Consider the following 22345-nt stretch of genomic DNA (forward strand, 5'->3'; position numbering starts at 1 on the left):
TTTCGAAGTGTGAATATTAAATCAGCCGCAGGGGTGGGTGGGCCGAGCCAGGCCATAGTGCTGCGGCTGTTGCGGGACAAGGGCCCGACCTCCCGAGCCGAGCTGGCCAGGCTGTCGGGCCTCTCCACGACCTCGCTCACCCGCATCGTCGCCCGGCTGCTGGAGCAGGGCTGGGTCACCGAGGGTGCGGTGTCCGGTCCCGCGCGGGTGGGACGCCCCGCCACCGGCATCGACCTGGCCGACGACGCGTTCGCGGTCTGCGGTGTGCAGGTCGGCGTCGGGCAGGTGCGTATCGGCATCACCGACCTGCGCGCCCGGATCACCCATCGGAGCACCTTCGACTTCGATGTCGACGACCCACCTCAGCAGGTGCTCGCCGACATCGCGACGAGGATCAGGCGGTTGCTCGGCAGGGCCGGCCGCGACCGCGGGTTGCTCGCCGTCGGAGTCGCCATCCCCTCCACGGTGGACGCGGAGCAGCGCCGCCCGGTGATGTCGCTCAACCTCGGGTGGGCCGACGTGGACGTCGCGGGCCGGCTCGAGGCCGCGCTGGGCGTGCCGGTGACCATCGATCACAACGTGCGGTCCATGGCGCTGGCCGAGGCGCGATACGGCGCGGGCCGCGGTACGCGGCATCTGGCGTACGTGTACCTGAGCACGGGCATCGGCGCCGGCCTGGTCATGCAGGGCGAGCCGTTTCGCGGCGGAGTGCACGGCGGAAGCGAACTCGGCCACCTCCAGGTCGTGGAGAAGGGGCGTCTGTGTGTCTGCGGTGCCCGTGGTTGCCTGGAGACGGTTCTGTCCGAAGCGCGGCTGACCGAGCGGGTCGAGCTCGCGGCCTCGCTGGATCCAGACGGCGTACTCGCCGCGGCCCGGATCCGCTCGCCGAACCCCCTGGTGGCGCTGGCGACCGCAGCCGCCGACGGTGACCGGCGGGCGGGCGAACTCGTCGACGAACTCGTCGGCTACCTCGCCCCCGCCCTGGCGAGCCTGGTGAACCTGCTCAACCCGGAGCTCATCCTGCTGGGCGGGCTGTTCGCCGACATTCCCGAGCAGGCGCTCGAGCGCATCCGCAGAGCACTGCGCGCGCACGCCTTCCCCGTACTGCGCGACGCCGTCCGGGTGGAACGCTCTCCGTTCGGTCCGGACGCAGGTATCGCCGGCGGGGCCGCCGTCGCATTGGACCGCTTTTTCTATCAACCACCTGCCGGCCAGTGAAAGGGAACCAGGTGAACCACCTCGCCAGCCACCGTGTCCACGCCCCGCTACCGCCGCTCGACGTCGAGGACAGCGCGGTTGTCAGGGGCCCGGAGGTGGCAAAGCCCGGGTACTGGGCGGGCTGCCCGGGCATCCTGTACGAGCCTGCCCGCGGCCGGTTCGTGATGACGTACCGGCAGCGGCGCCCCCGGGGCCACCGTGACGGCGACCGCGGATGGCGCTGTGCGGTGGCGGTCAGCGACGACGGAGTCGAGTTCGACGACGTGTGGGCGGTGGAGAAGGGGGAACTGGACACTCCGTCGATGGAGCGGATGAGCCTGCTGCCCACCGCCGGGGGCTATCAGCTCTACCTGAGTTACGTCGACCCGGCCGACAACCGGTGGCGCATCGACCTCGTGGAGTCCGACCGCCTGGACGGCTTTGACGTCCGCAAGGCCATGCCGGTGCTCACCGCCGAGACGACCGGCACCGAAGGCGTCAAGGATCCGTACACGATGCGTGTGGGTCCGGTGGTCCACCTGTTCGCCAGCTTCGCCGAACGCCGGGCCTTCGACCCGGAGGAACGAGCGCGGGCGCACGCCACCGCCGACATCTACAACGTCGGCGTGACCACCGCTGCCGCCGGGGTGGCGACCAGCCTCGACGGCCGCTCGTTCACCTGGCAGGGCAAGGTCCTCGACGTCGGCGAGGGGTGGGACGGGTACGCCGTGCGGATCAACAGCATCGTGCCCACCGCGGGCGGAAACCTCGCCTTCTACGACGGCTCGGCGGGTGCGAACGAGAACTACGAGGAACGGTGCGGCCTGGCCACCTCGACCGGCCTCACCGCCTGGCACAAGCTCACCCCGGACGCGCCCTGGGTTGTCTCACCCCACGGCACCGGCTCAGTGCGCTACGTGGACGCCCTGGTCGTGAACGGACAGTGGCACATCTACTACGAAACCACCCGTGCCGATCAATCGCACGAACTGCGGCTGTACCGCCCCGGGAGATAGGACCGCATCGTGCGACCCCGCGCTGGCGGACACGATCCCGCTCCGCGGCCCGAACGTGAACGACCCGTCCGAGTGACCGCAGCGCGCGTGAGGGAGCACCTGTCATAGCCATACGACTCCTGGGGTGGGCCGCAATTCTCCTGGCCACCGTCCTGTTGCCCACGGTTGTCCTCACTCCGGGGGCGAGCGCGGATTCCCCCGGCACGGACTTCCACGTGTCCGTCCTGTCCGGCCGGGCGGATACGGTCACCGGCGGTCACGCCCTGATCCGGGTGGAGGTGCCCCGTGAGGTGCCGTTGGACAACGTGCGCATCCTGGTCAACGGCACCGACGTAGCGGACCGGTTCGTCCCCGACGGCCGTGACCTGGAGCTGACCGGCCTGGTGACCGGCCTGCGCAACGGCCCCAACGAGGTGGTGGTCGCCGCGCCGGGCCGGCCGCGTCCGCGGGCCGGGCTGACACTGGTGAACCACCCCTGCGGATGGAGACCGGGACGTCGGTTTCGGCACGGTCGACCTCATCACCGACGCCCGCCTCCTGAAGCGCTATTTCAACGGCACGACCGGCTGGACCGAGGAGCAGAAGCGTGCTGTGACCGGCTTTCTGACCTACGCCACGACGGCCGACGTCTCCAGCGCGGCCCGGCGGACCGACCCTCGGGAGCTCTGCTCCGCGGTCCCGGTCGAGCAGCGCTACGACCCGGTCCAGAACCCGGAAGGGGTGCGCTGCGGGGTCTGCGACCACGCGGTCAACGTCTACGGCCGGGATCCGCAGACCGGGTTCGCCCGGCGGCCCCTGGACAATGCCGGGATCCAGTACGGGCTGCGGTCGCTCAACGCCGGGGGCTCAAGACACCGGACCCGGCCGACTGCCAGGTGCCTTTCAGCGACGGGCAGTGGGCACGGCTGGCGGTCGCCTTCCCGACCGGGGTGTGCGACTACGACCGGCCCGGGACAGGGCAGCAGCTTCCGGACACCGCCGGGCAAGCATCGTCATGGCACGACCACGCCCTCTTTACGTGATCGTCCGTCTTCTTTAACGTCACGTCTTCAGCCTCGGCAGCACCACCAACACCACGAGAGCGAAGGTCAATTGTGAAGCTCGTGAGATCCCTGCTGCGGGCGGCGCCCGTCCTCGCGGCCCTGACGGCCGCGGGCGTCCTCGCCGGCGCGTCCGCCGCCCAGGCCGCGACCGCCGGGCCCGACGTCATCGCCCACCGCGGCTCCTCGGGCACTGCGCCCGAGAACACCGCCGCGGCGACCCGGCTGGCGGTCCGTCAGGACGCCGACTTCGTCGAGATCGACGTGCAGCGCACGAAGGACGGCAAGCTCGTCAACTTCCACGACTGCACGATGGAGCGGACCACCGACGTCGAGGAGGTCTACCCGGGCCGGCCGAGCTACCGCGTCTCCGACTTCACCTGGGACGAGCTGCGCGTCCTGGACGCCGGGTCCTGGTTCTCCGACAAGTACGCGGGTGAGCCGGTCATCACCGTCGAGCGCGTCATCGACCTCGTCGAGAACAAGACCGGCCTGCTCGCCGAGATCAGCCCGTGCGCCCACTACGACGCGAGCCTGCCCGCCGACCTCGCCGACCTGCTCGAGTCCAAGCCGCGCTACGTGCAGCGCGCGCTCGCCGAAGACCAGCTCGCCGTGCAGTCCTTCGAGCTGGACGACGCGCAGGGCTTCAAGAACCTCATGCCCGAGGTGCCCATCGGCTTCCTCGACGCCGACCGCCCCACCGAGGCGGAGCTGGTCGCGCTCAGCGAGTGGGCCGACCAGGTCAACCCGCAGTACACCATCACCGACCAGGCCCTGGTCGACCGCGTCCACGAGCTGGGCATGGACATCAACGTCTGGACCGTCGACGAGCCCGGGGCGATGCGCACGATGGCCGGTCTCGGCGTGGACGGCATCATCACCGACTACCCGCAGTCCCTCACGTAGCGACGGCCGGGACCACGAGGCGGCGGCGCGGCAATGGCACATCCCGACAAGGACCCGCGCCGTCGCTTTGATGGCTCTCCACTGCCCAACACCGGGGCACACCCGGCAGACTCAAGGGGCACCGTATGCCCAGTCACTCTCAGCGGAGGCGGCCCATGACCGGATCGCGGATCCTCGCCCTCGGCCACTACCAGCCGGGGAAGGTGCTGACGAACGACGACCTGGCCGAGTTCGTCGACACCAGCGACGAGTGGATCCGCAGCCGGGTCGGCATCCGCACCCGGCACGTCGCGGGCGACGACGAGACCGTGGACATGATGGCCGCGCACGCCGCCGCAAAGGCGCTGGCCGGCGCCGGCACCAAGACCGAGGACATCGACCTCGTCATGGTCGCCACCTGCACCGCCGAGCACCGGGTGCCGAACATGGCCTCCCGCGTCGCCGAGCGGCTCGGCATCCGCGCGCCCGCCGCCATCGACGTCAACGTCGCCTGCTCCGGCTTCTCCCACGCCCTCGCCCAGGCCGACCACACGCTCCGCGCCGGTGCCGCGACCCGCGCCCTGGTCATCGCCGCGGAGAAGCTGACCGGCGTCACCGACTGGAACGACCGCTCGACCGCCGTGCTCACCGGCGACGGCGCCGGCGCCGCCGTGGTCGCCCCCGCGGCCGGCCCCGGCGAGGCGGGCGCCATCGGCCCCGTCGTGTGGGGTTCGGCGCCCGAGATGGGGCCCGCGGTCCGTATCGAGGGCTCGCCCGCGGTCTTCGCGCAGGAGGGCCAGGCCGTCTACCGCTGGGCCATCAAGGAGCTCCCGCCGATCGCCCGCAGCGTCTGCGAGCGCGGCGGTGTGGACCCCGGCGACCTCGCGGCGATCGTGCTGCACCAGGCGAACCTGCGGATCATCGAGCCGCTCGCCCGCAGCCTCGGCGCGCCCCAGGCCATCGTCGCCACCGACGTCACGGAGTCGGGCAACACCTCGGCGGCGAGCGTGCCGCTGGCGTTCTCCAAGCTGGTGGCGCGCGGCGACGTCCCCTCCGGTGCGCCGGTGCTGCTCTTCGGCTTCGGCGGCAACCTGTCGTACGCGGGCCAGATCGTGCGCTGCCCGTAGCCCGTCACCCGCGGGCCGGTCAGCCGGCGGCCTTCGGGAAGAGCGTGGTGAACGGCTCCAGCATGCCCGCCGAGTCGCGGACGTAGGGCTGGTCGAACTCCCAGACCAGGAAGAGCAGGAACGCCAGCAGCCCGCTGTGCAGCCCCGCGAGGATCAACTCGCGGGCCGAGCGCTGGATCTGCAGCGCGAAGACCATCCCGATGGCCACCACACCGCCGGCGATCAGCCCGAACCACACCAGCGAGGGCATCGTGGGCCCCGAGTTCAGCGCCCGCTCGTTACGCGCCTGTTCGGCCTCCGCGATCTGGTCGCCCAGCGCGTAGGCCGCCCGGTTCTCGGCGTCGGTCTCCGGCGCGTACGCGAAGAGCCCGCGGCGCACGTCGTCCAGCAGCTCGTCGCCGCGCTCGCTCAGCTCCTTGCCGTCCTGCATCGCCTCCCACTCCTCGTGCGCCGCGTAGCCGACGTAGGCCGCGATGTCCGCGCGGATCTCCTCGCGCACCGGGGCCGGGTACTCGGCGAGCCGCTCGCTGGCCTCGTGCAGCGCGAACGCCTCCCGCTGCACCGCGTCCTCCGCGCTGCCCTTGGCCTCCCAGACGCCGGCGATCGCCAGGCCCAGCACGATGGCGTAGACCACCCCGATCATCATCGTCATGTACTCGATGACGTCGGGGGTCTCGTCGGGGTCGAACTCCTCGTCGGGGCGGCGGTGCCGGAGGAGGGTGACGAGCACGACGACCGCGACGGCGGTGGCCATCGCGAGGGTGAGCATGAGCCATTCGGACACGGGCGGCCTCCGGCGGGCGGGCTGCGGGGCGGTCAGGAGCGGTTACGGGCCGCGGAACCGGAGCCACCGAGCGCGGCGGCGGCGAGGATCGCGGGGGCGACGAACAGCAGCGTTCTGGTGACGGGTGAGGTGCGCTCGTCGACTTCCCGGGGCGGCGGCTCGTGGAAGACGGGCCGCAGCGAGGGCGACGGGGTCGGGGTGGGGGAGGGGCTCGGCGTGCGGCCGGGCGAGGGGGTGGGCGTCGGCGGCACGGGCGCGGCCGGCTCCGGCGGGGCGGGCGCCGGTGCGGGCGGTGCAGGCGTACGGGACGGCGGGGGCGGCGCGGGCGTGGGGGTCGGCCGCGGCGGGGGAGCCGGCGTCGGCGGGGCCGGCGGGGCCGGCGGGGTCGACGGCGTGGGCGGCGTGGGCGGCGTGGGCGGTGTAGGCGGGGTCGGGGGCGTCGGCGGGGTCGGGGGCGGCGGCGTGGGCGGCTTCCGGTGGTGGCACGCCTTCCACACCGCCTCCCCGACGCCCCGTTCCCGTGCGATCCGCCCCAGCTCCTCCAGCGGCAGGTCCACGCCGACGCGCACGCACCCGTCGCCGGGCAGGACCCACCCCCCTGCGGCGGCGGAACGCGGTGCCTCGGCGGCGGCCGGCGACATGCCGACGCCGGCGGCCGGGCTGACGGCGGCGAGCGCCGCCAGCACCGCGGCGGCGCGTACGGCGTGCCGCGCGGCGCGCGGTGTGTTCTCCCGGGTCACGGCGGGGAAGCTGCTCAGCGCCGCGCCGGATACGCCCGCCGCGCCCGCAATCCACCCGCAGGAGCGGCCCGCCGCGCACGCCCCTCGCACGAACGCTCGTCTGTCGCGCCCGGTTTCGCCACTGGGCGGGCCGCCCCGCCGCCCGCACACCCTCCGGGTGGTTTCACGGATTTTTCATCAACCGGCTATGGAGTTCTGCGGTCAGACAGCCGGATGATCGGCGTCATGCCGACATCGCCGCCGTCCGACGAGACCTCGTACGACCGCCGCCGCCTGCGCCAGTGGCTCGACGGCGACGCCCGCACCCCGGGTATCGCCCGGCGCGACATGCTGCGGCTCTTCGCCGCCGCCGGCGGGGCCGGCGCCCTGGGCGCGCTCGGCGCGGCGCCCGCCGGGGCGGCGCCGGCCGCTCCCCGGGCCGCCGGCATCGTCAAGCCGCTGCCGCCCGAGCTGTTCACGGTCCGCGGCACCAACGCCGAGACCAACTGGCCCGCCCTGCGGGGCACCGGCTACCACACGCCCGCCGACCGCTTCTTCGTCCGCAACCACACCGCCACCCCCGTACTCGACGCGGCCGACTGGAGCCTGCGCGTGTGGGGCGACGGACTGCGCGGCGGGGCGGACTTCGGGCTGGACGACCTGAAGTCCCTGCCCGCCGTGACCCGGTCCGCGTTCGTGGAGTGCGCGGGCAACGGCCGCAGCTTCTTCGCCAGCCAGCAGGGCGGGACCGTCTCCGGCACCCCGTGGACCCTCGGCGCCATCGGCGTCGCGCGCTGGCGCGGCGTCCGCCTGGGCGACGTGCTGCGGCGGGCCGGCCTGACCCGGCGCGCGGTCGACGTGATGCCGAGCGGGCTGGACGGGACGTACGTGGCCGACGGGGTGGACCTCGGCCACGTGCGCCGCCCGCTGCCCATCGCCAAGGCGCTGGACGACGTGATCCTCGCGTACGAGATGAACGGCGAGCCGCTGCCCGCCGACCACGGGCACCCGGTGCGCGTGCTCGCGCCGTCGTGGGTCGGCATCGCCTCGATCAAGTGGGTCGGGGACGTGCAGGTCTCCGCCGAGCCGCTGTACTCCCCGTGGAACACCGACTTCTACCGCCTCTTCGGCCCCGCCTACCCGCCCGAGGGGAGCGAACCGCTCAGCCGGCAGACCCTCAAGAGCGCCTTCGAACTGCCCTGGAACGCCGTCCTTGCCGCCGGCCGGACGCACCGGCTGACCGGCCGCTCCTGGTCCGGCGCGGGCGGCGTGCGCGCCGTGGAGGTCAGCACCGACGGCGGCGCCACCTGGCGCCGCGCCGAACTCTCCGACGGCCCGCGCGCCGACGGCTGGGTGCGCTGGTCGGTCACCTGGCGGCCGGAGCGGCCGGGCCCCGCCGACGTACGCGCCCGCGCCACCGACGTACGCGGCAGGACCCAGCCGCCGACGACCGTCCACAACGACCAGGGCTACCTCTTCGACGCGGTCGTCCGCCACCCGGTCACGGTCGCCTGAAAAGCCCGCGGGCCCGGCCGCACGCATCCGACCGGGCCCGCGGGCCCCCGCCGGGTGCCGGTGCCACCCGGTGGGATCCGCCGGGGCTCAGAGCACGCCGGCGGCCTCCGGGGCGTCGAAACGCACCGAGCGAAGCTCCAGGTCGTCCCTGGCCGGCCTGCCGTGCGGGCGCAGCCGCCACTCGGCGCCGGTGCAGTTCGCACCGACGTAGACGGTCGCGGCGGTGTCGGTCTCGTTGTGCGGGCGGTAGCCGGGCGGCACCTCGTCGTCGCCGACGCCGTAGAGGTTGATGCACTTGCCGCTGACCGGGTCGTGCAGGTCGACCTGGCGCTCCTGGCCGAAGCCGTCCACGTACGCGTAGTGGAAGTCGCCCTGGGCCGCCTGGGCGGGTCCGGCCATCGGCAGCACGAGGGCGAGGGCGGCGAGACAGGCGCCGAAGGCGGTGCGCAGCTTCATGAGGGGCCTTTCAGGAAACGATCGAGGGTGGTTGGTGCGGGCCCGACCATAGAAGGGCCGCCGGAGGCGAATCGGTTCGCCGCGTCTACCGCCCCCCGCGCGCCACCCGACTGCCACCCGATCGGCCGAAACGAGCACCATCGGACGAACTGCAGTACGTTCCGCCCGGGGAACCCCGGCAACTCCCGTGTACGACGGTGTGGTTCCCACGCCCCGGATGCGGTCCTACAGTGACGCACACCACAGCGCCACGGACCCGTCCGTTCCGGGGAGGGCACATGATGCGCATCTCGGTCACAGTCGACGGCACGACCTACGAGGACGACGTGGAGCCGCGCCTGCTCCTCGTGCACTATCTGCGCGACCGCCTGGGCCTGACCGGCACACCCGTCGGCTGTGACACCGGCAACTGCGGTGCCTGCACGGTCGACGTGGCCGGCGCGAGCGTCAAATCCTGCTCCATGCTGGCCGTTCAGGCGGACGGGGCGGAGGTGACGACCATCCAGGGGCTGGCCGCCGACGGCCGGTGGCATCCGCTGCAGCGGGCCTTCCACGAGGAGCACGGGCTGCAGTGCGGCTACTGCACCCCCGGCATGATCCTCGCCGCCCGCGACCTGCTGCGCGCCAACCCGCATCCGACGGCGGAGGAGGTCAGGCACGGCCTGGAGGGCAACCTCTGCCGCTGCACCGGCTACCAGAACATCGTGCGCGCCGTCCTCGCCGCGGCCGAGGCCGGTGCGGAGGCCGGTTCCGGCGCCAGCGGGGGCGCCGACGCCGGCGGGGAGGCGGCGATATGACCACCACTGAGCCCGCTGAGCCCGCTGAACTCACTGAGCCTGCTGAGCCCGCCGTCGGCCGCTCCCACCCGCGCAAGGAGGACGCCCGCCTGGTCACCGGGCGGACGAGCTGGACCGACAACATCACCCTGCCCGGCATGCTCCACATGGCGGTGCTGCGCAGCCCGATGGCGCACGCCCGCATCGACCGCCTCGACCTCGCGGCCGTACGCGCACGCCCCGGCGTCGTCGCCGCGTTCGGCGCCGCCGACCTCGACGGCGAGCTGGGCTCCCTGCCCTGCGCCTGGCCGGTCACCGAGGACATCGTCCACCCCGACCACCCGCCGCTGGCCGCCGACGAGGTACGCCACGCCGGCGACCCCGTCGCCGTCGTCGTCGCCCGCGACCGCTACGCCGCGGCCGACGCGCTGGAGGCCGTCGAGGTCGACTACACCCCGCTGCCGCCCGTCCTCGACATGCAGGCCGCGCTCGCCGACGGCGCCCCGCTCGTCCACGCCGGGAAGGGCACCAACCGCTGCTTCGACTGGCCCCTGGCGAGCGGCGACTACGCCGCGGCCAGAGCCCGCGCCGACGTCGTCGTCACCCGCCGCTACGTCCAGCAGCGCCTCATCCCCAACGCCATGGAGCCCCGCGCGGTCGTCGCCGCCCCCGCGGCCACCGGAGCCGACGAGTACACCCTGTACTCCGCCACCCAGATCCCGCACATCCTGCGCGTGATGCTCGCCGTCGTCACCGGCATCCCCGAGCAGAAGATCCGCGTCGTCGCCCCCGATGTCGGCGGCGGCTTCGGCTCCAAGCTCCAGGTGTACGCCGAGGAGGCCCTGGCCCTCGTCGTCGCCAAGCGGCTCGGCCGGCCGGTGAAGTGGACCGAGTCCCGCTCCGAGGGCTATCTCGCCACCCACCACGGCCGCGACCAGATCCAGGACGTCGAGGTCGCCGCGACCCGCGAGGGCCGGCTGCTGGGCATGAAGGTCGACCTGCTGGCGGACATGGGCGCATACCTCATGCTCGTCACCCCCGGCATCCCCATCCTCGGCGCCTTCATGTACCCGGGGATCTACAAGATGGACGCCTACGCCTTCCACTGCACCGGCGTCTTCACCACCAAGACCCCCACCGACGCCTACCGCGGCGCCGGCCGCCCCGAGGCCACGTACGCCGTCGAACGCGTCATGGACGAACTCGCCGCGGAACTCGGCCTCGACCCCGTCGAGCTGCGCCGGCGCAACTGGATCGGGTACACCGAGTTCCCGTACACCTCGGTCGCGGGCCTCATCTACGACAGCGGCGACTACGAGGCCGCCACGGACAAGGCTCTCGCCCACTTCGGCTACGACGCGCTCCGCGCCGAGCAGCGCGAGCGCCACGCGCGCGGCGACACCGTGCGGCTCGGGATCGGCGTCTCCACGTACACCGAGGTGTGCGGCCTGGCACCCAGCCGGGTGCTGCGCGACCTGCGGTACTCGGCCGGCGGCTGGGAGGCGGCGAGCATCCGCATGCTGCCCACCGGCAAGGTCGAGGTGATCACCGGCACCAGCCCCCACGGCCAGGGGCACGCCACCACCTGGAGCCAGATCGCCGCCGACGTGCTCGGTGTGCCCGTCGAGGACGTGGACGTGCTCCACGGCGACACCCGCGTCGCGCCGCAGGGCATGGACACCTACGGCTCGCGCTCGCTCGTCGTCGGCGGCGTCGCCGTGCACGAGGCGGCGGTGAAGGTGGTCGGCAAGGCGCGCCGGGTCGCGGCCCACCTGATGGAGGCGAGCGAGGAGGACCTGGAGTTCACGGCGGGCACGTTCGCCGTGCGCGGCTCGCCGGAGGCGACCAAGACGATCCAGGAGGTCGCCTTCGCGACCTTCACCGGCCACGACCTGCCCGACGGCATGGAGCCGACGATCAACGCGGGGCACGTCGTGGAGCCGGACAACTTCTCCTATCCGCACGGCACTCACCTGTGCGCGGCCGAGGTGGACATCGAGACGGGCGCGGTCCGCATCCGCTCGTACGTCGCCGTGGACGACGTCGGCAAGGTCATCAACCCGCTGATCGTGGAGGGCCAGGTGCACGGCGGGCTGGCGCAGGGCATCGCCCAGGCGCTGTACGAGGAGGCCGTCTACGACGACGACGGCAACCTCGTCTCCGGCACCCTCGCCGACTACCACGTGCCGGCCGCCCCCGACCTGCCCGACTTCGTCACCGACCGCACCGAGACCCCCGCCACGTCCAACCCGCTGGGCGTCAAAGGCGTCGGCGAGGCCGGCACGATCGCCTCGACGCCTGCGGTCGTGGGCGCGGTCGTGGACGCGCTGCGCCCGCTGGGCGTCACCGACGTGCGGATGCCCTGCACGCCGGCGCGCGTGTGGCAGGCGATCCAGGACGCACAGGCGGGTCAGCAGGCGGGTCAGCAGCCGGAGCAGCAGCAGGAGAAGGGAGCCGACGCGTGATCCCCGCGGCGTTCGACTACGTACGCCCCGAGTCGGTCGACGAGGCGGTCGGCGCGCTGGCCGGTGCCGAGGACGCCGGGCGCGAGGCCAAGGTCCTCGCCGGCGGCCAGAGCCTGCTGCCGCTGCTGCGGATGCGGCTCGCCTTCCCCGACCTCGTCGTGGACGCCGGCCGGATCCCCGGGCTGAGCGGCGTGCGGGACGACGGCGACGCGCTCGTCATCGGCGCGCTGACCACGCACCACGACGTGCTGGCCGACCCGCTGGTATGCCGCCACGCCCCGCTGCTCGTCGCGGCCACCGCCACCGTCGCCGACCCGGCCGTCCGGCACCGCGGCACCCTCGGCGGCTCCCTGGCCCACGCCGACCCCGCCGCCGATCTGCCGGCGGTGGCGCTCGCGCTGGACGCGGAGCTGACCGCGGCCGGTCCTGCGGGCCGGCGGACCGTCCCGGCGCGGGAGTTCTTCACCGACTACCTGACCTCGGCGCTCGGGCCGGGCGAGCTGCTGACGGAGATCCGGGTGCCGAAGTACGACGGCTGGGGCTTTCACTACGAGAAGTTCAGCCGGGCGGCGCAGGCGTGGGCCGTCGTCGGCGTGGCCGCCGCGGTGCGGCGCGCCGACGGCCGGGTGGCCGAGGCGCGGATCGGGCTGACCAGCATGGGCCCGACACCGGTGCGGGCGGCGGCCGTCGAGACGGCGCTCGCCGGGGCTGAGGTCACACCGGAGTCGGTCGCGCGGGCGGCGTCCGCCGCGGCGGAGGGCACCCGTCCGGCGGCGGATCTGTCGGGTTCTGCCGCGTACCGCGCACACCTCGCCCGGGTGCTCACCCGCAGGGCGGTGCTGGCGGCGGCCGGGCCGGCGTGACGGGCCGCAGAAGCGGTGCGGCCGGGGCCGGGCGGCCGGGGCCAAGGGAGGCGAGCGCGGTGGCGGATACGGAGCCGGCGGGGGAGCCGGAGGGGCGCGGGCCGCACGGCGGCGCCCGCGGCGCGCGGGCGCCGCAGAGCGTGCGGCCCGCGTCCGCAGAGGACCTGCGGGTGCGGCTGGAGGCGACCGGCTACCTCGCCGACGACGGCCTCGCCATCGCCTGCCACCTCGCCCTGACCCTGCACCGCCCGCTGTTCTGCGAGGGCGAGGCGGGCGCGGGCAAGACCGCGCTCGCCGCCGCGCTGGCCGACGTCCTCGGCGCGCCGCTGATCCGGCTCCAGTGCTACGAGGGCATCGACGCCTCCCAGGCGCTCTACGACTGGGACTTCCCGCGCCAGTTGCTGCACCTGCGGGCGGCGCAGGCGGCGGGCGTGACGGACGCGGGCAAGCTGGAGGACGAGCTGTACGGCGAGCGGTTCCTCGTCGCCCGCCCGCTGCTGCGCGCCCTGCGGACGAGCCCGTGCGTGCTGCTGATCGACGAGATCGACCGCGCGGACGACGAGTTCGAGGCGTTCCTGCTGGAGCTGCTGTCGGAGTACGCGGTGACGATCCCCGAGCTGGGCACGCTGCGGGCCGGGACCCCGCCCGCGGTCGTGCTCACCTCCAACCGCACCCGCGAGGTCCACGACGCGCTCAAACGGCGCTGCCTCTACCACTGGTTCGCCCACCCCGGCTACGCCCGCGAACTGGCGATCGTCCGCAGCCGCCGCCCGCGGGTGGCGCGGCGGCTCGCGGCGCAGGTGACCGCGGCGGTGCAGGAGTTGCGCGGCATGGACCTGGTCAAGCCGCCGGGGGTGGCCGAGACGATCGACTGGGCGGAGGCGCTGGCGGCGCTCGGCGCGACGGAGCTGGACGCGGACCTGGCGGTGGCGACACTGGGCTCGGTGCTGAAGTACCGCGAGGACACCGAGCGGGCCGGACTGGACCTGCGGGGGCTGCTCGCCGCGGCGCGGGGGAGCTGAGCGCGGTGGCGGGGGAGCGGGGACGGGACGCACCCGGCCGGGACTCGGGCCGGGATACGGGCCGGGGCGGACCGCAGGCGCGCGTGCCCGGTACCGCCCGAGGCCGCACGGAGGCGGACCCGGGCGGCCGGACCCCCGGCCCGGTCGCACCCCCGGCCACCGGCGCCGGGGCGTGGGGCGACGGCGTCGCCGTGCTCGTCGGGTTCGCGCGGGCGCTGCGGGAGGCGGGGGTGCCGGCCGACGGCGAGCGGGTGCAGGCGTTCCTCGGCGCCGTGGACACCCTCGGCACCGGGCGGCGCGAGGTGTACTGGGCCGGCCGGCTCACGCTCTGCGGCTGCGCGGAGGACCTGGCGCTCTACGACCGCGCGTTCGCCGCCTGCTTCGGCGACCGCGCGGCGACCCCGCCCCCGCACCGCCCCGCGCCCCCGCCCCGCGTCACCGTCAGCCTCCCCGCTCCCGCCGCCGGCCCCGTCGCCAGCCAGGAGTCCGGCGACGACGGCTGCCCCACCGGACCCGCCGGCCCCGCGGCCCCGGCCGCCGCCCGCGCCGGCGCCGCGGAGGTGCTGCGGCACCGGGACATCGCCGGGCTCACCGCCGCCGAGCGCGCCGAACTGCACCGGCTGCGCACGGCGTTCGCGCTCACCGGCGAGCGCCGCCGCACCGCCCGCCGGCGCCCGGCCCGCCGCGGCGCCGTCGACCCGCGGCGTACCGTACGGGAGCTGCTGCGCGGCGACGGCGACCCGGCCGCCCTGCGCCGCCGCGCCCCCGCGTACAAGCCGCGCCGCGTCGTCCTGCTGCTCGACGTCAGCGGCTCCATGTCCCCGTACGCCGACGCCCTGCTGCGCTTCGCGCACGCCGCCCGCCACGGCAGCGCCGGCACCCCCGCCACCGAGGTCTTCACCCTCGGCACCCGGCTGACCCGCGTCACCCGGCACCTGTCCCACCGCGACCCCGGCACGGCCCTGGCCGCCGTCGGCACCGCCGTGCCGGACTGGAGCGGCGGCACCCGGCTCGGCGAGACCCTGCGGGCGTTCCTCGACCGGTGGGGACAGCGCGGCCTGGCCCGCGGAGCGGTCGTCGTCGTACTCTCCGACGGCTGGGAGTGCGGCGACCCCACCCTGCTCGGCGCCCAGGCCCGCCGGCTGCACCGGCTGGCCCACCGCGTGGTGTGGGCCAACCCGCGCAAGGCGCGGCCCGGTTACGCGCCGCTCGCCGGCGGCATGGCCGCCGCGCTGCCGCACGTGGACGCCTTCGTGGCCGGGCACAGCCTGGCCGCTCTCGAACGGCTGGCGGCGGTGGTGCGGGGCGCGGCCGGCACCTGACGACGAACCCCGCGACGAAGGGACCGCCATGGAGCTGCGGCACGAGTTCACCGTTCCCGTACCGGTCGGCGAGGCGTGGCGGGCGCTGCTCGACATCGAGCGCGTCGCGCCCTGCCTGCCCGGGGCGGCGGTCGAGAGCTTCGACGGCGAGACGGTGCGCGGCACGGTGAAGGTGAAGGCAGGACCGATCACGCTCACCTACCGGGGCACGGCGTCCTTCCAGGAGAGGGACGAGGCGGGCAGGCGCATGGTGCTCTCCGCGAACGGCAAGGAGGCGCGCGGCGCGGGGACCGCGCGGGCCACCGTCACCGGGGAGCTGACCGAGACCGCCGGCGGCACGCGGGTGTCGGTGGTGACGGACCTGGCGGTCACGGGCCGGCCCGCGCAGTTCGGGCGGGGGGTGCTGGCGGAGGTGGGTGACCGGCTGGTGGGGCAGTTCGCCGAGTGCCTGGCCGGGAAGCTCGCGGGCGGCGGGACACAGGCGGCGGCTACGCGCACGGGCGCTGCCCCGGAGCCGGACGGGGAGGACGCGGCAGCCGCCGCCGAAACCGGAACTGCGGTCCCGGCCGCAGCAGGAACCGAAACCCCGACCGACGCGACCGAATCCGCGACCGAAACCCCGACCGAGGCCGCGGCCTCTGCCGTACAGACCGCCGCCCCCGCGACCCAGCCGCTGGACCTGGTCCGTACGGCCGGCGTGCCGGTCGCCAAGCGGGCCGCCGCCGGCGCCGCGGTCGCGGCGGCGCTCACCGCCGTCGTCGTGGCCGTACGCCGGGTACGCCGGGTACGCCGTGCACGCCGAGTAAGCCGCCGCTGAACTCCCGGCCCGGCGCCCCTGCGTTCCGCCCACTCGGCGGTTGCCCGCTCCGCGTGGTAGTTCTGTTCCCGGGGGAGTGCGCCGCCGTCCGGGCGGTGCGCGCGGACCGGCAGACCAGCCGGCGCGCGCCGACGAGCACGGAACAGGGGGGACCATGACCGGGAACCCGGCCAGCGCGGGCCGCCTGCTGCGCCTCATCCGCAGCGGCGAGGCGCCCACCCGCGCCGAGCTGCAGCAGGCCACCGGGCTGTCCCGCTCCACCGTCGGGCTCCGCCTCGACGCCCTCTTCCGCGCCGGCTGGATCCGCGAGACGGCCGGCACCTCCACCGGCGGACGGCCCTCCGCGCGGCTGGAGTTCGACGACCGGCACGCCGTCGTCCTCGCCGCCGACCTGGGGACCCGGCACGGCCGCGCCGCCGTGCTCGACCTCGCGGGCAACTTACTCGCCGAGCGGACCGGCCCGCTGGTCATCAGCGACGGGCCGGAGCCCGTGCTGGAGGAGGTGTGCCGCTGGTTCGGCCCGCTGCTGGCGGAGGCCGGCGAGAGCGCGGCGCGGGTGTGCGGCATCGGCCTCTCCGTGCCCGGGCCCGTGGACGTCGCCGCCGGCCGGGTCGTGGAGCCGCCGATCATGCCGGGCTGGGACGGCTACCCCATCCCCGGGCACCTGCGGCGTACGTTCGCCGCCCGGCTGGGCGGCGGTCCGGACGTCCCCGTGCTCGTCGACAACGACGCCAACCTCATGGCGTACGCGGAGCAGCGTGCCGGCTTCCCCGGCTGCGCCGCCTTCCTGCTCGTCAAGGCGTCCACCGGCATAGGCGCGGGCGTCGTCGTGGACGGCGGCATCTACCGCGGCATCGACGGCGGCGCCGGCGACATCGGGCACATCCGGCTCCACGACGGCAGGGAGGCGCTGTGCAGTTGCGGCTCGTACGGCTGCCTGGCCGCCGTCGCCAGCGGGCACGCGCTCGCCGCCCGGCTCGCCGCCCTCGGCGTGCCCGCGACCTCCGGATCCGACGTCCGCGACCTGCTGGCCGCCGGGCACCCCGAGGCGGTGCGGCTGGCCCGGGAGGCGGGGCAGCGCGTGGGCGAGGTGCTGGTCACGGTCGTCACGCTGCTCAACCCCGGCGTGCTGATGATCGCCGGCGAGCTGTCCTGCGTGCCGTTCCTCACCGGGGTACGGGAGTTGCTGTACCGGCGGGCGATGCCGCGGACCACGGCGCATCTCGACGTCGTCACCGCCCGGCTCGGCGACGGCTCCGCCCTCGTCGGCGCCGCCGCCATGGTCGTCGACGACCTCTACGCCCCCGACCGCGCCGACGCCCGGCTCGCCGCGTCGGACGCCGCCGCCACTGCCACCGCCGTGACCGGGACCGAGGCGGGCAGCACGGCCGCCGGCCACCCCGGCTGACCGCTGCGCACACCCGCGGTCGTACGCTGGCCGCCGCGCAACCGGAGGAGGGGCACGTGCCGTCATTCGTCGTGTTCGACCTGGAGTACACCACGTGGTCCGGAGCACCGGAGCGGGACTGGTCCGCGCCGGGCGAACTGCGGGAGATCGTGCAGATCGGCGCCCTGCGGCTGGACGAGGACCTCGCGGTGACCGACGCGTTCGAGACCCTGGTACGGCCCGTCACCAACCCGCGGCTGTCCCCGTACTTCACCGGCCTGACCGGCATCGGCCAGGAGGCCGTCGACCGGGAGGGCCGCGAACCCGCCGCGGCGCTCGGCGACTTCCTCGGCTTCTGCAAGGGCGGCTCCGCGCTCTCGTACGGCAACGACATGGTCGTGCTCGGCGAGAACGCCGGCTGGGCCCGGGCCCGCGGCGAGCAGATCGCGAACGGCTTCGCGGACGTCGCCTTCCTCAACCTGCGCCCCTGGCTCAACACCCTCGCCCCGCAGACGGCTCCGGCCAACTCCGGCCGGCTCTGGCAGGCACTCGGCCTGCCGAAGCCCGCCGCGGGCGCCGAGCACTCGGCGCTCTTCGACTGCCACTCCATCGCCGCGGCGCTCCGGCACCTCCATGCCGAAGGAGCCAGGCTCCCGGCGGGCTGCTTCTAGGCCCTCCGGCCCCACCCGGCCGCTCCCCGGGCTCGTACGCTGCGGGCATGACACCACTCAGAGCGAAGGACATCACCGGAGTCTGGGGAACGCTGCTGCTGCCCCTGGACGCCGGTGACGTGATCGACCGGGGCCGGCTGGCCGGGCAGTTGGACGCGCTGCTGGACGCGGGCCTCCACGGGATCTACGCGCACGGCACGGCAGGGGAGTTCCACACCCTGACCGAGGGCGAGTTCGACGGCATCAACGAACTGCTCGCCGAGCGGTGCACCGCGGCGGGCGTGCCGTTCCAGATCGGCGCCTCCCACCCGGTGGCGCAGACCGCGCTGGCGCGGGTGCGCCGGGCCCGTGAACTGGCCCCCGGCGCACTGCAGGTGATCCTCCCGGACTGGCTGCCGCTCGCCGACGACGAAGCCGTCGCCTTCCTCGCCCGGGTCGCGGAGGCCGCCGACCCGGTGCCGCTGGTGCTCTACAACCCGCCGCACGCCAAGACCCCGGTCTCGCCCGCGCTGCTCGGCCGGCTGCTGGCCGAGGTGCCCGCGCTCGTCGGGCTGAAGACCGCAGGCGGCGACGACGCCTGGTACGACGCCGTACGCCCGCACACGGACCGCTGCTCCGTCTTCGTCCCCGGCCATCTGCTGGCCACCGGCATCGCCCGGGGCGCGCACGGCAGTTACTCCAACGTCGCCGCCCTCGCCCCGGCCGGCTCGGTCCGCTGGTACGAGACGATGCACTGCGACCCGGCCGCCGCCCTCGACGTCCAGCGCCGGCTGGCCGAGCTGTTCCGCCGCCACGTCGCGCCGCTCCAGGCCCGCGGCCTGTCGAATCCGGCGCTCGACAAGTTCCTCGCCGCCGTGGGCGGCTGGGCCGACACGGGCGTACGCACCCGCTGGCCGGCCACCCCCGCGCCCGAGGAGGCCGTGCTCCCCGCCCGCCGGGACGCCCACGAGCTGGTACCGGAACTTTTTTCTCTCTGATAACAAAGTATGGACAGGCCCGGACGAAGTCTTTAGGCTCAGCGCCGCACCCGCCTGGAATCCGAAGGTTCTTCCCGCCCTTTTCCGCGTCTGGAGGAACGAATGTCCGCACGGCTGTACCACCGTGTCCGCAGACGGATGACCACGGTGCTCGCCGCGGCCTTCCTTGTCGGCGGCTTCTGGGCCGCGCCCGCCGGCGCCGACCCCGGCCCCGCACCGGGACCGGAGCAGGCCCCGGACCCGCAGGCCCAGCCCTTCGCCGAACTGCCGCCGCAGGAGCCCGGCGTGACGCTGCGCACGTACGACGTGCAGGTCCCGCTCGACGAGATCTGCGCGCTCAAGCCCGCGCAGACCCCGAACGTCGACAAGCTCATGCCGCGGATCGACTTCTCGACCGCCGGGGACTTCGGTTTCGAGGACAACTTCGTCTCGCACACCATCGCCAACGTCAACGTGCCCGAGGACGGCACGTACACCTTCCGCCTCACCAGCGACGACGGCGCGCGGCTGCTCATCGACAACCAGGTCGTCATCGACCACGACGGGCTGCACGGCACCGATCCGCCCAAGGACGGCACCGTCGAGCTGACCGCCGGTTACCACTCGCTGTTCATCGAGCACTTCGAGCGCGGCGGCGGCCAGCAGGTCACCCTGGCCTGGCAGCCGCCGGGCGCCGACGGCTTCACCACCGTGCCGGACTCGGTGCTCAGCACCGACGCCGGCGTCGTGCGCGTCACCGCGCCCGGCCGCAAGGAGTGCGAGGGCTTCACCGACTCGCCCGGCGACGGTCTGCCGCTGAACGGCGTCCACCCGGACTTCGAGCTGACCGACCTGCGCCCCGAGGGCTTCGAGCCGCAGGTCACCGCGATGGACTGGCTGCCCGACGGCCGGCTCGCGGTCACCACCTGGGGCGGCACCGACAACGTCACCGGCGAGGTCTACCTCCTCGACAACGTCACCGGCGACACCTCGCCCGAGCAGGTCACCGTGAAGAAGGTCGCCGAGGGCCTGAAGGAGCCGCAGGGCATCAAGTACGTCGACGGTGAGCTGTACGTCTCGCAGAAGCACGAGCTGACCCGGCTGAAGGACACCGACGGCGACGACGTCTCCGACGCGTACGAGACCGTCGCCACCTGGCCGTTCAGCAACAACTTCCACGAGTTCGCCTTCGGCCTGCTCTACAAGGACGGGTTCTTCTACCTCAACCTGTCCGTCGCCATCAACTACGGCGGCGCCACCACCGACCCGCAGCCGTCTGAGAACCGCGGCACCACCGTCAAGGTCAACCGCAAGACCGGCGCGGTCAGTTACGTCGCAGGCGGCCTGCGCACCCCCAACGGCATCGGATGGGGGCCGGACGACGACATGTTCGTCCTCGACAACCAGGGCGGCTGGCTGCCGTCGTCGAAGCTTCTGCACATCAAGCAGGACCGCTTCTTCAACCACTACACCAACCCCTCCGGGCCGTTCGACGACAACCCCGTCACCCAGCCCGTGCTGTGGCTCCCGCAGAACGAGATAGCCAACTCGCCCAGCACGCCGCTGTATCTGAAGGAGGGCACCTTCGCGGGCCAGCTCCTCTTCGGCGACGTCACCTACGGCGGCATCCAGCGGGCCGACCTGGAGAAGGTCGAGGGCGACTACCAGGGCGCGGTCTTCCGCATGACCCAGGGCCTGGAGGCCGGCGTCAACCGCATCAGCATGGGTCCCGACGGCGCGATCTACGCCGGCGGCCTGGGCGCCGGCGGCAACTGGGGCCAGCCCGGCAAGCTGACCTACGGTCTGCAGAAGCTGACGCCCGGCGGGAACGACGCCTTCGACATCGTCTCGATGGACGCCACCGAGACCGGCTTCGAGATGCGCTACACCAAGCCGCTGTCGCAGGAGACCGCCGACGCCCTGGCCGAGAAGTACTCGGTCACCCAGTGGCGCTACGTCCCCACCCCCGAGTACGGCGGCCCCAAGGTGGACGAGGAGGTGCTGCCGGTGACCTCCGCGGAGCTGTCGGACGACCGCAGGACCGTCACCCTCCGGATCCCCGGCCTGAAGCCCGGGTACGTCGTGCACGTGCGCTCCCCGCGCCCCTTCACGGCCGAGGGCGGCCAGGAGCTGTGGAGCACCGAGGCGTGGTACACGCTGAACAACATCCCCGGTGACGAGGAGCACGTGCCCACCGCGTACGAGGCCGAGGAGGCCCGGCTCGACGGCGGCGCGACGCTCGCCACCGACCACGACGCCTACTCGGGCCGCGGCTTCGTCGCCGGCTACGGCAACAAGGGCGCGTCCACCACGTTCGACGTCACGACGCAGAAGGGAGGCACATACGACGTCGGACTGCGCTACTCCAACGGCCCGAACCCCTTCACCGGCACCAAGACGGTCAGCATGTACGTCAACGGCAAGAAGGTGAGGCAGCTCCCACTGGCGTCCACCGGGACCTGGGAGGAGTGGACCTCCGCGACCGAGCAGGTCACGCTGCCCGCCGGCCGCTCCACCATCGCCTACGTCAACGAGGAGGACGACACCGGGCACGTCAACCTCGACATGCTCACCGTCCACCCCAGCGGCGAGCCCGTCACGCTCTTCGACGGCGCGGACCGCTCCGCCTTCCAGCACCTGGACGGCAGAACGCCAGAGTGGCCGCTCCTCGACGGCGAGGCCATGGAGGTCTGCTGCGGCGACATCCGCACCAAGCACGCGTACCGGGACTTCAAGCTGCACGTGGAGTTCTGGCTGCCCGAGCTGCCGCCGGACGTCACCGGGCAGGACCGCGCCAACAGCGGCGTGTACCTGCAGGAGCGCTACGAGGTCCAGATCCTCGACTCGTACGGCAAGGACCCGCTGGCCAACGACGACGCCGCAGCCCTCTACAAGAAGAAGGCGGCCGACGTGAACGCGGCGAAGCCGCCGGGGACCTGGCAGACGTACGACATCACCTTCCGCGCCGCCCGCTTCGACGCGGACGGCAACAAGACCGAGGACGCACGTGTCTCGGTGGTGTGGAACGGTGTGAAGGTCCACGACGACGTCGCCGTGGACGGCCCCACCGGGGCCGGGAAGCCGGAGACCCCGGTCGCCGGCGCCATCAAGCTGCAGGACCACGGCAACGCGGTCCGCTACCGCAACATCACCGTCCAGCCCCTGTGACCCGGCGGTGAGCCCCACCGGCCCCGGAGCCCCCTGCTCCGGGGCCGGTTCCCGTGCGCACCGAAGCCGCCCGCGGGAAAGCGACCAAAGTCGTACCCGCCGCCGCGCTCCGCAGACCTTCGGCCGATCCGCCGCCCCGACCCCGCTCCGTAGCGTCGC

19 protein-coding genes and 2 pseudogenes are annotated in these 22345 nt (G+C 74.0%); 18 read left to right on the top strand and 3 right to left on the bottom strand.

Annotation, left to right across the window (positions count from 1 at the left end):
* Positions 1 to 33: 33 nt before the first annotated feature.
* From B124_RS23705 to B124_RS23735, 7 genes and pseudogenes are all read left to right on the top strand, one after another.
* Complete coding sequence (locus B124_RS23705; RefSeq protein WP_496504956.1) at positions 34 to 1218, top strand: ROK family transcriptional regulator; 1185 nt, start codon at positions 34 to 36, stop codon at positions 1216 to 1218.
* A 95-nt stretch (positions 1219 to 1313) separates the two neighbouring features.
* Positions 1314 to 2213, top strand: coding sequence for a hypothetical protein (locus B124_RS23710; protein WP_496504957.1), 900 nt, complete (start codon positions 1314 to 1316; stop codon positions 2211 to 2213).
* A 215-nt stretch (positions 2214 to 2428) separates the two neighbouring features.
* A pseudogene (locus B124_RS23715) lies at positions 2429 to 2680 on the top strand (DUF6351 family protein); the annotation flags it as partial.
* A gap of 37 nt (positions 2681 to 2717) precedes the next feature.
* Positions 2718 to 3043: pseudogene (locus B124_RS23720) on the top strand (DUF6351 family protein); the annotation flags it as partial.
* Positions 2948 to 3235 (top strand): DUF6351 family protein, encoded by a 288-nt coding sequence (locus tag B124_RS23725; RefSeq protein ID WP_496504991.1) that lies wholly within the window; start codon positions 2948 to 2950, stop codon positions 3233 to 3235. The pseudogene B124_RS23720 and the gene B124_RS23725, both read left to right, overlap by 96 nt.
* A 72-nt stretch (positions 3236 to 3307) precedes the next feature.
* Positions 3308 to 4159, top strand: coding sequence for a glycerophosphodiester phosphodiesterase (locus B124_RS23730; protein WP_496504958.1), 852 nt, complete (start codon positions 3308 to 3310; stop codon positions 4157 to 4159).
* Positions 4160 to 4314: 155 nt separating this feature from the next.
* A complete protein-coding gene (locus tag B124_RS23735; RefSeq protein ID WP_496504959.1) occupies positions 4315 to 5265 on the top strand; it encodes a beta-ketoacyl-ACP synthase III in 951 nt (316 codons plus the stop codon).
* 19 nt (positions 5266 to 5284) lie between these two features.
* Here the strand turns inward: B124_RS23735 and B124_RS23740 are convergent, their stop codons facing one another.
* Together B124_RS23740 and B124_RS23745 are read right to left on the bottom strand one after the other, a co-directional pair.
* Positions 5285 to 6049, bottom strand: a complete 765-nt coding sequence (locus B124_RS23740; protein ID WP_496504960.1) for a bestrophin-like domain — start codon at positions 6047 to 6049, stop codon at positions 5285 to 5287.
* Between the two features lie 32 nt (positions 6050 to 6081).
* On the bottom strand, positions 6082 to 6789 hold the full coding sequence (locus tag B124_RS23745; protein ID WP_496504961.1) for a hypothetical protein: 708 nt from the start codon (positions 6787 to 6789) through the stop codon (positions 6082 to 6084).
* 213 nt (positions 6790 to 7002) lie between these two features.
* Here B124_RS23745 and B124_RS23750 point away from each other — a divergent pair, with 213 nt between their 5' ends.
* The gene (locus B124_RS23750; RefSeq protein ID WP_496504962.1) at positions 7003 to 8283 is read left to right on the top strand and encodes a sulfite oxidase; all 1281 of its coding nucleotides are present in this window, start codon (positions 7003 to 7005) and stop codon (positions 8281 to 8283) included.
* Positions 8284 to 8370: 87 nt separating this feature from the next.
* Here B124_RS23750 and B124_RS23755 read toward each other — a convergent pair whose 3' ends face one another.
* Positions 8371 to 8739, bottom strand: coding sequence for a hypothetical protein (locus tag B124_RS23755; RefSeq protein WP_496504963.1), 369 nt, complete (start codon positions 8737 to 8739; stop codon positions 8371 to 8373).
* 278 nt (positions 8740 to 9017) lie between these two features.
* On the opposite strand from B124_RS23755, the gene B124_RS23760 reads away from it, so the two are divergent.
* The 10 genes from B124_RS23760 (at position 9018) to B124_RS23805 (ending at position 22186) form a co-directional block, all read left to right on the top strand.
* Positions 9018 to 9536, top strand: a complete 519-nt coding sequence (locus tag B124_RS23760) for a (2Fe-2S)-binding protein (protein WP_496504964.1) — start codon at positions 9018 to 9020, stop codon at positions 9534 to 9536.
* The gene (locus tag B124_RS23765) at positions 9533 to 11980 is read left to right on the top strand and encodes a xanthine dehydrogenase family protein molybdopterin-binding subunit (RefSeq protein ID WP_496504965.1); all 2448 of its coding nucleotides are present in this window, start codon (positions 9533 to 9535) and stop codon (positions 11978 to 11980) included. Before B124_RS23760 ends, B124_RS23765 begins: the two co-directional genes overlap by 4 nt.
* On the top strand, positions 11977 to 12843 hold the full coding sequence (locus B124_RS23770) for an FAD binding domain-containing protein (RefSeq protein WP_496504966.1): 867 nt from the start codon (positions 11977 to 11979) through the stop codon (positions 12841 to 12843). The genes B124_RS23765 and B124_RS23770 overlap by 4 nt, the downstream gene beginning before the upstream one ends.
* A 59-nt stretch (positions 12844 to 12902) precedes the next feature.
* Positions 12903 to 13865: an AAA family ATPase gene (locus B124_RS23775; RefSeq protein WP_496504967.1), complete on the top strand. Its 963-nt coding sequence runs from the start codon at positions 12903 to 12905 to the stop codon at positions 13863 to 13865.
* A gap of 83 nt (positions 13866 to 13948) precedes the next feature.
* Complete coding sequence (locus tag B124_RS23780) at positions 13949 to 15187, top strand: vWA domain-containing protein (protein WP_496504968.1); 1239 nt, start codon at positions 13949 to 13951, stop codon at positions 15185 to 15187.
* Between the two features lie 28 nt (positions 15188 to 15215).
* A complete protein-coding gene (locus B124_RS23785; protein WP_496504969.1) occupies positions 15216 to 16004 on the top strand; it encodes an SRPBCC family protein in 789 nt (262 codons plus the stop codon).
* A gap of 154 nt (positions 16005 to 16158) precedes the next feature.
* Entirely contained in the window at positions 16159 to 17412 is a 1254-nt protein-coding gene (locus B124_RS23790; protein WP_496504970.1) for an ROK family transcriptional regulator, read from the top strand.
* 56 nt (positions 17413 to 17468) lie between these two features.
* On the top strand, positions 17469 to 18062 hold the full coding sequence (locus B124_RS23795; RefSeq protein WP_496504971.1) for an exonuclease domain-containing protein: 594 nt from the start codon (positions 17469 to 17471) through the stop codon (positions 18060 to 18062).
* Between the two features lie 47 nt (positions 18063 to 18109).
* Positions 18110 to 19039 carry a dihydrodipicolinate synthase family protein gene (locus B124_RS23800; protein WP_496504972.1) on the top strand — a complete coding sequence of 310 codons (930 nt, stop codon included), beginning with the start codon at positions 18110 to 18112 and terminating at the stop codon, positions 19037 to 19039.
* A 102-nt stretch (positions 19040 to 19141) separates the two neighbouring features.
* Positions 19142 to 22186, top strand: a complete 3045-nt coding sequence (locus tag B124_RS23805) for a 3-keto-alpha-glucoside-1,2-lyase-like domain-containing protein (RefSeq protein ID WP_496504973.1) — start codon at positions 19142 to 19144, stop codon at positions 22184 to 22186.
* Positions 22187 to 22345: the final 159 nt, after the last annotated feature.

Source organism: Streptomyces sp. CNP082 (assembly GCF_059570535.1).

What these genes read in the sequence shown, in the direction of transcription:
- B124_RS23735 (WP_496504959.1), top strand. Translation starts at nt 4,315, where the DNA reads ATGACCGGATCGCGGATCCTCGCCCTCGGCCACTACCAGCCGGGGAAG.
- B124_RS23760 (WP_496504964.1), top strand. Translation starts at nt 9,018, where the DNA reads ATGATGCGCATCTCGGTCACAGTCGACGGCACGACCTACGAGGACGAC.
- B124_RS23800 (WP_496504972.1), top strand. Translation starts at nt 18,110, where the DNA reads ATGACACCACTCAGAGCGAAGGACATCACCGGAGTCTGGGGAACGCTG.
- B124_RS23750 (WP_496504962.1), top strand. Translation starts at nt 7,003, where the DNA reads ATGATCGGCGTCATGCCGACATCGCCGCCGTCCGACGAGACCTCGTAC.
- B124_RS23805 (WP_496504973.1), top strand. Translation starts at nt 19,142, where the DNA reads ATGTCCGCACGGCTGTACCACCGTGTCCGCAGACGGATGACCACGGTG.
- B124_RS23785 (WP_496504969.1), top strand. Translation starts at nt 15,216, where the DNA reads ATGGAGCTGCGGCACGAGTTCACCGTTCCCGTACCGGTCGGCGAGGCG.
- B124_RS23790 (WP_496504970.1), top strand. Translation starts at nt 16,159, where the DNA reads ATGACCGGGAACCCGGCCAGCGCGGGCCGCCTGCTGCGCCTCATCCGC.
- B124_RS23765 (WP_496504965.1), top strand. Translation starts at nt 9,533, where the DNA reads ATGACCACCACTGAGCCCGCTGAGCCCGCTGAACTCACTGAGCCTGCT.
- B124_RS23755 (WP_496504963.1), bottom strand. Translation starts at nt 8,739, where the DNA reads ATGAAGCTGCGCACCGCCTTCGGCGCCTGTCTCGCCGCCCTCGCCCTC.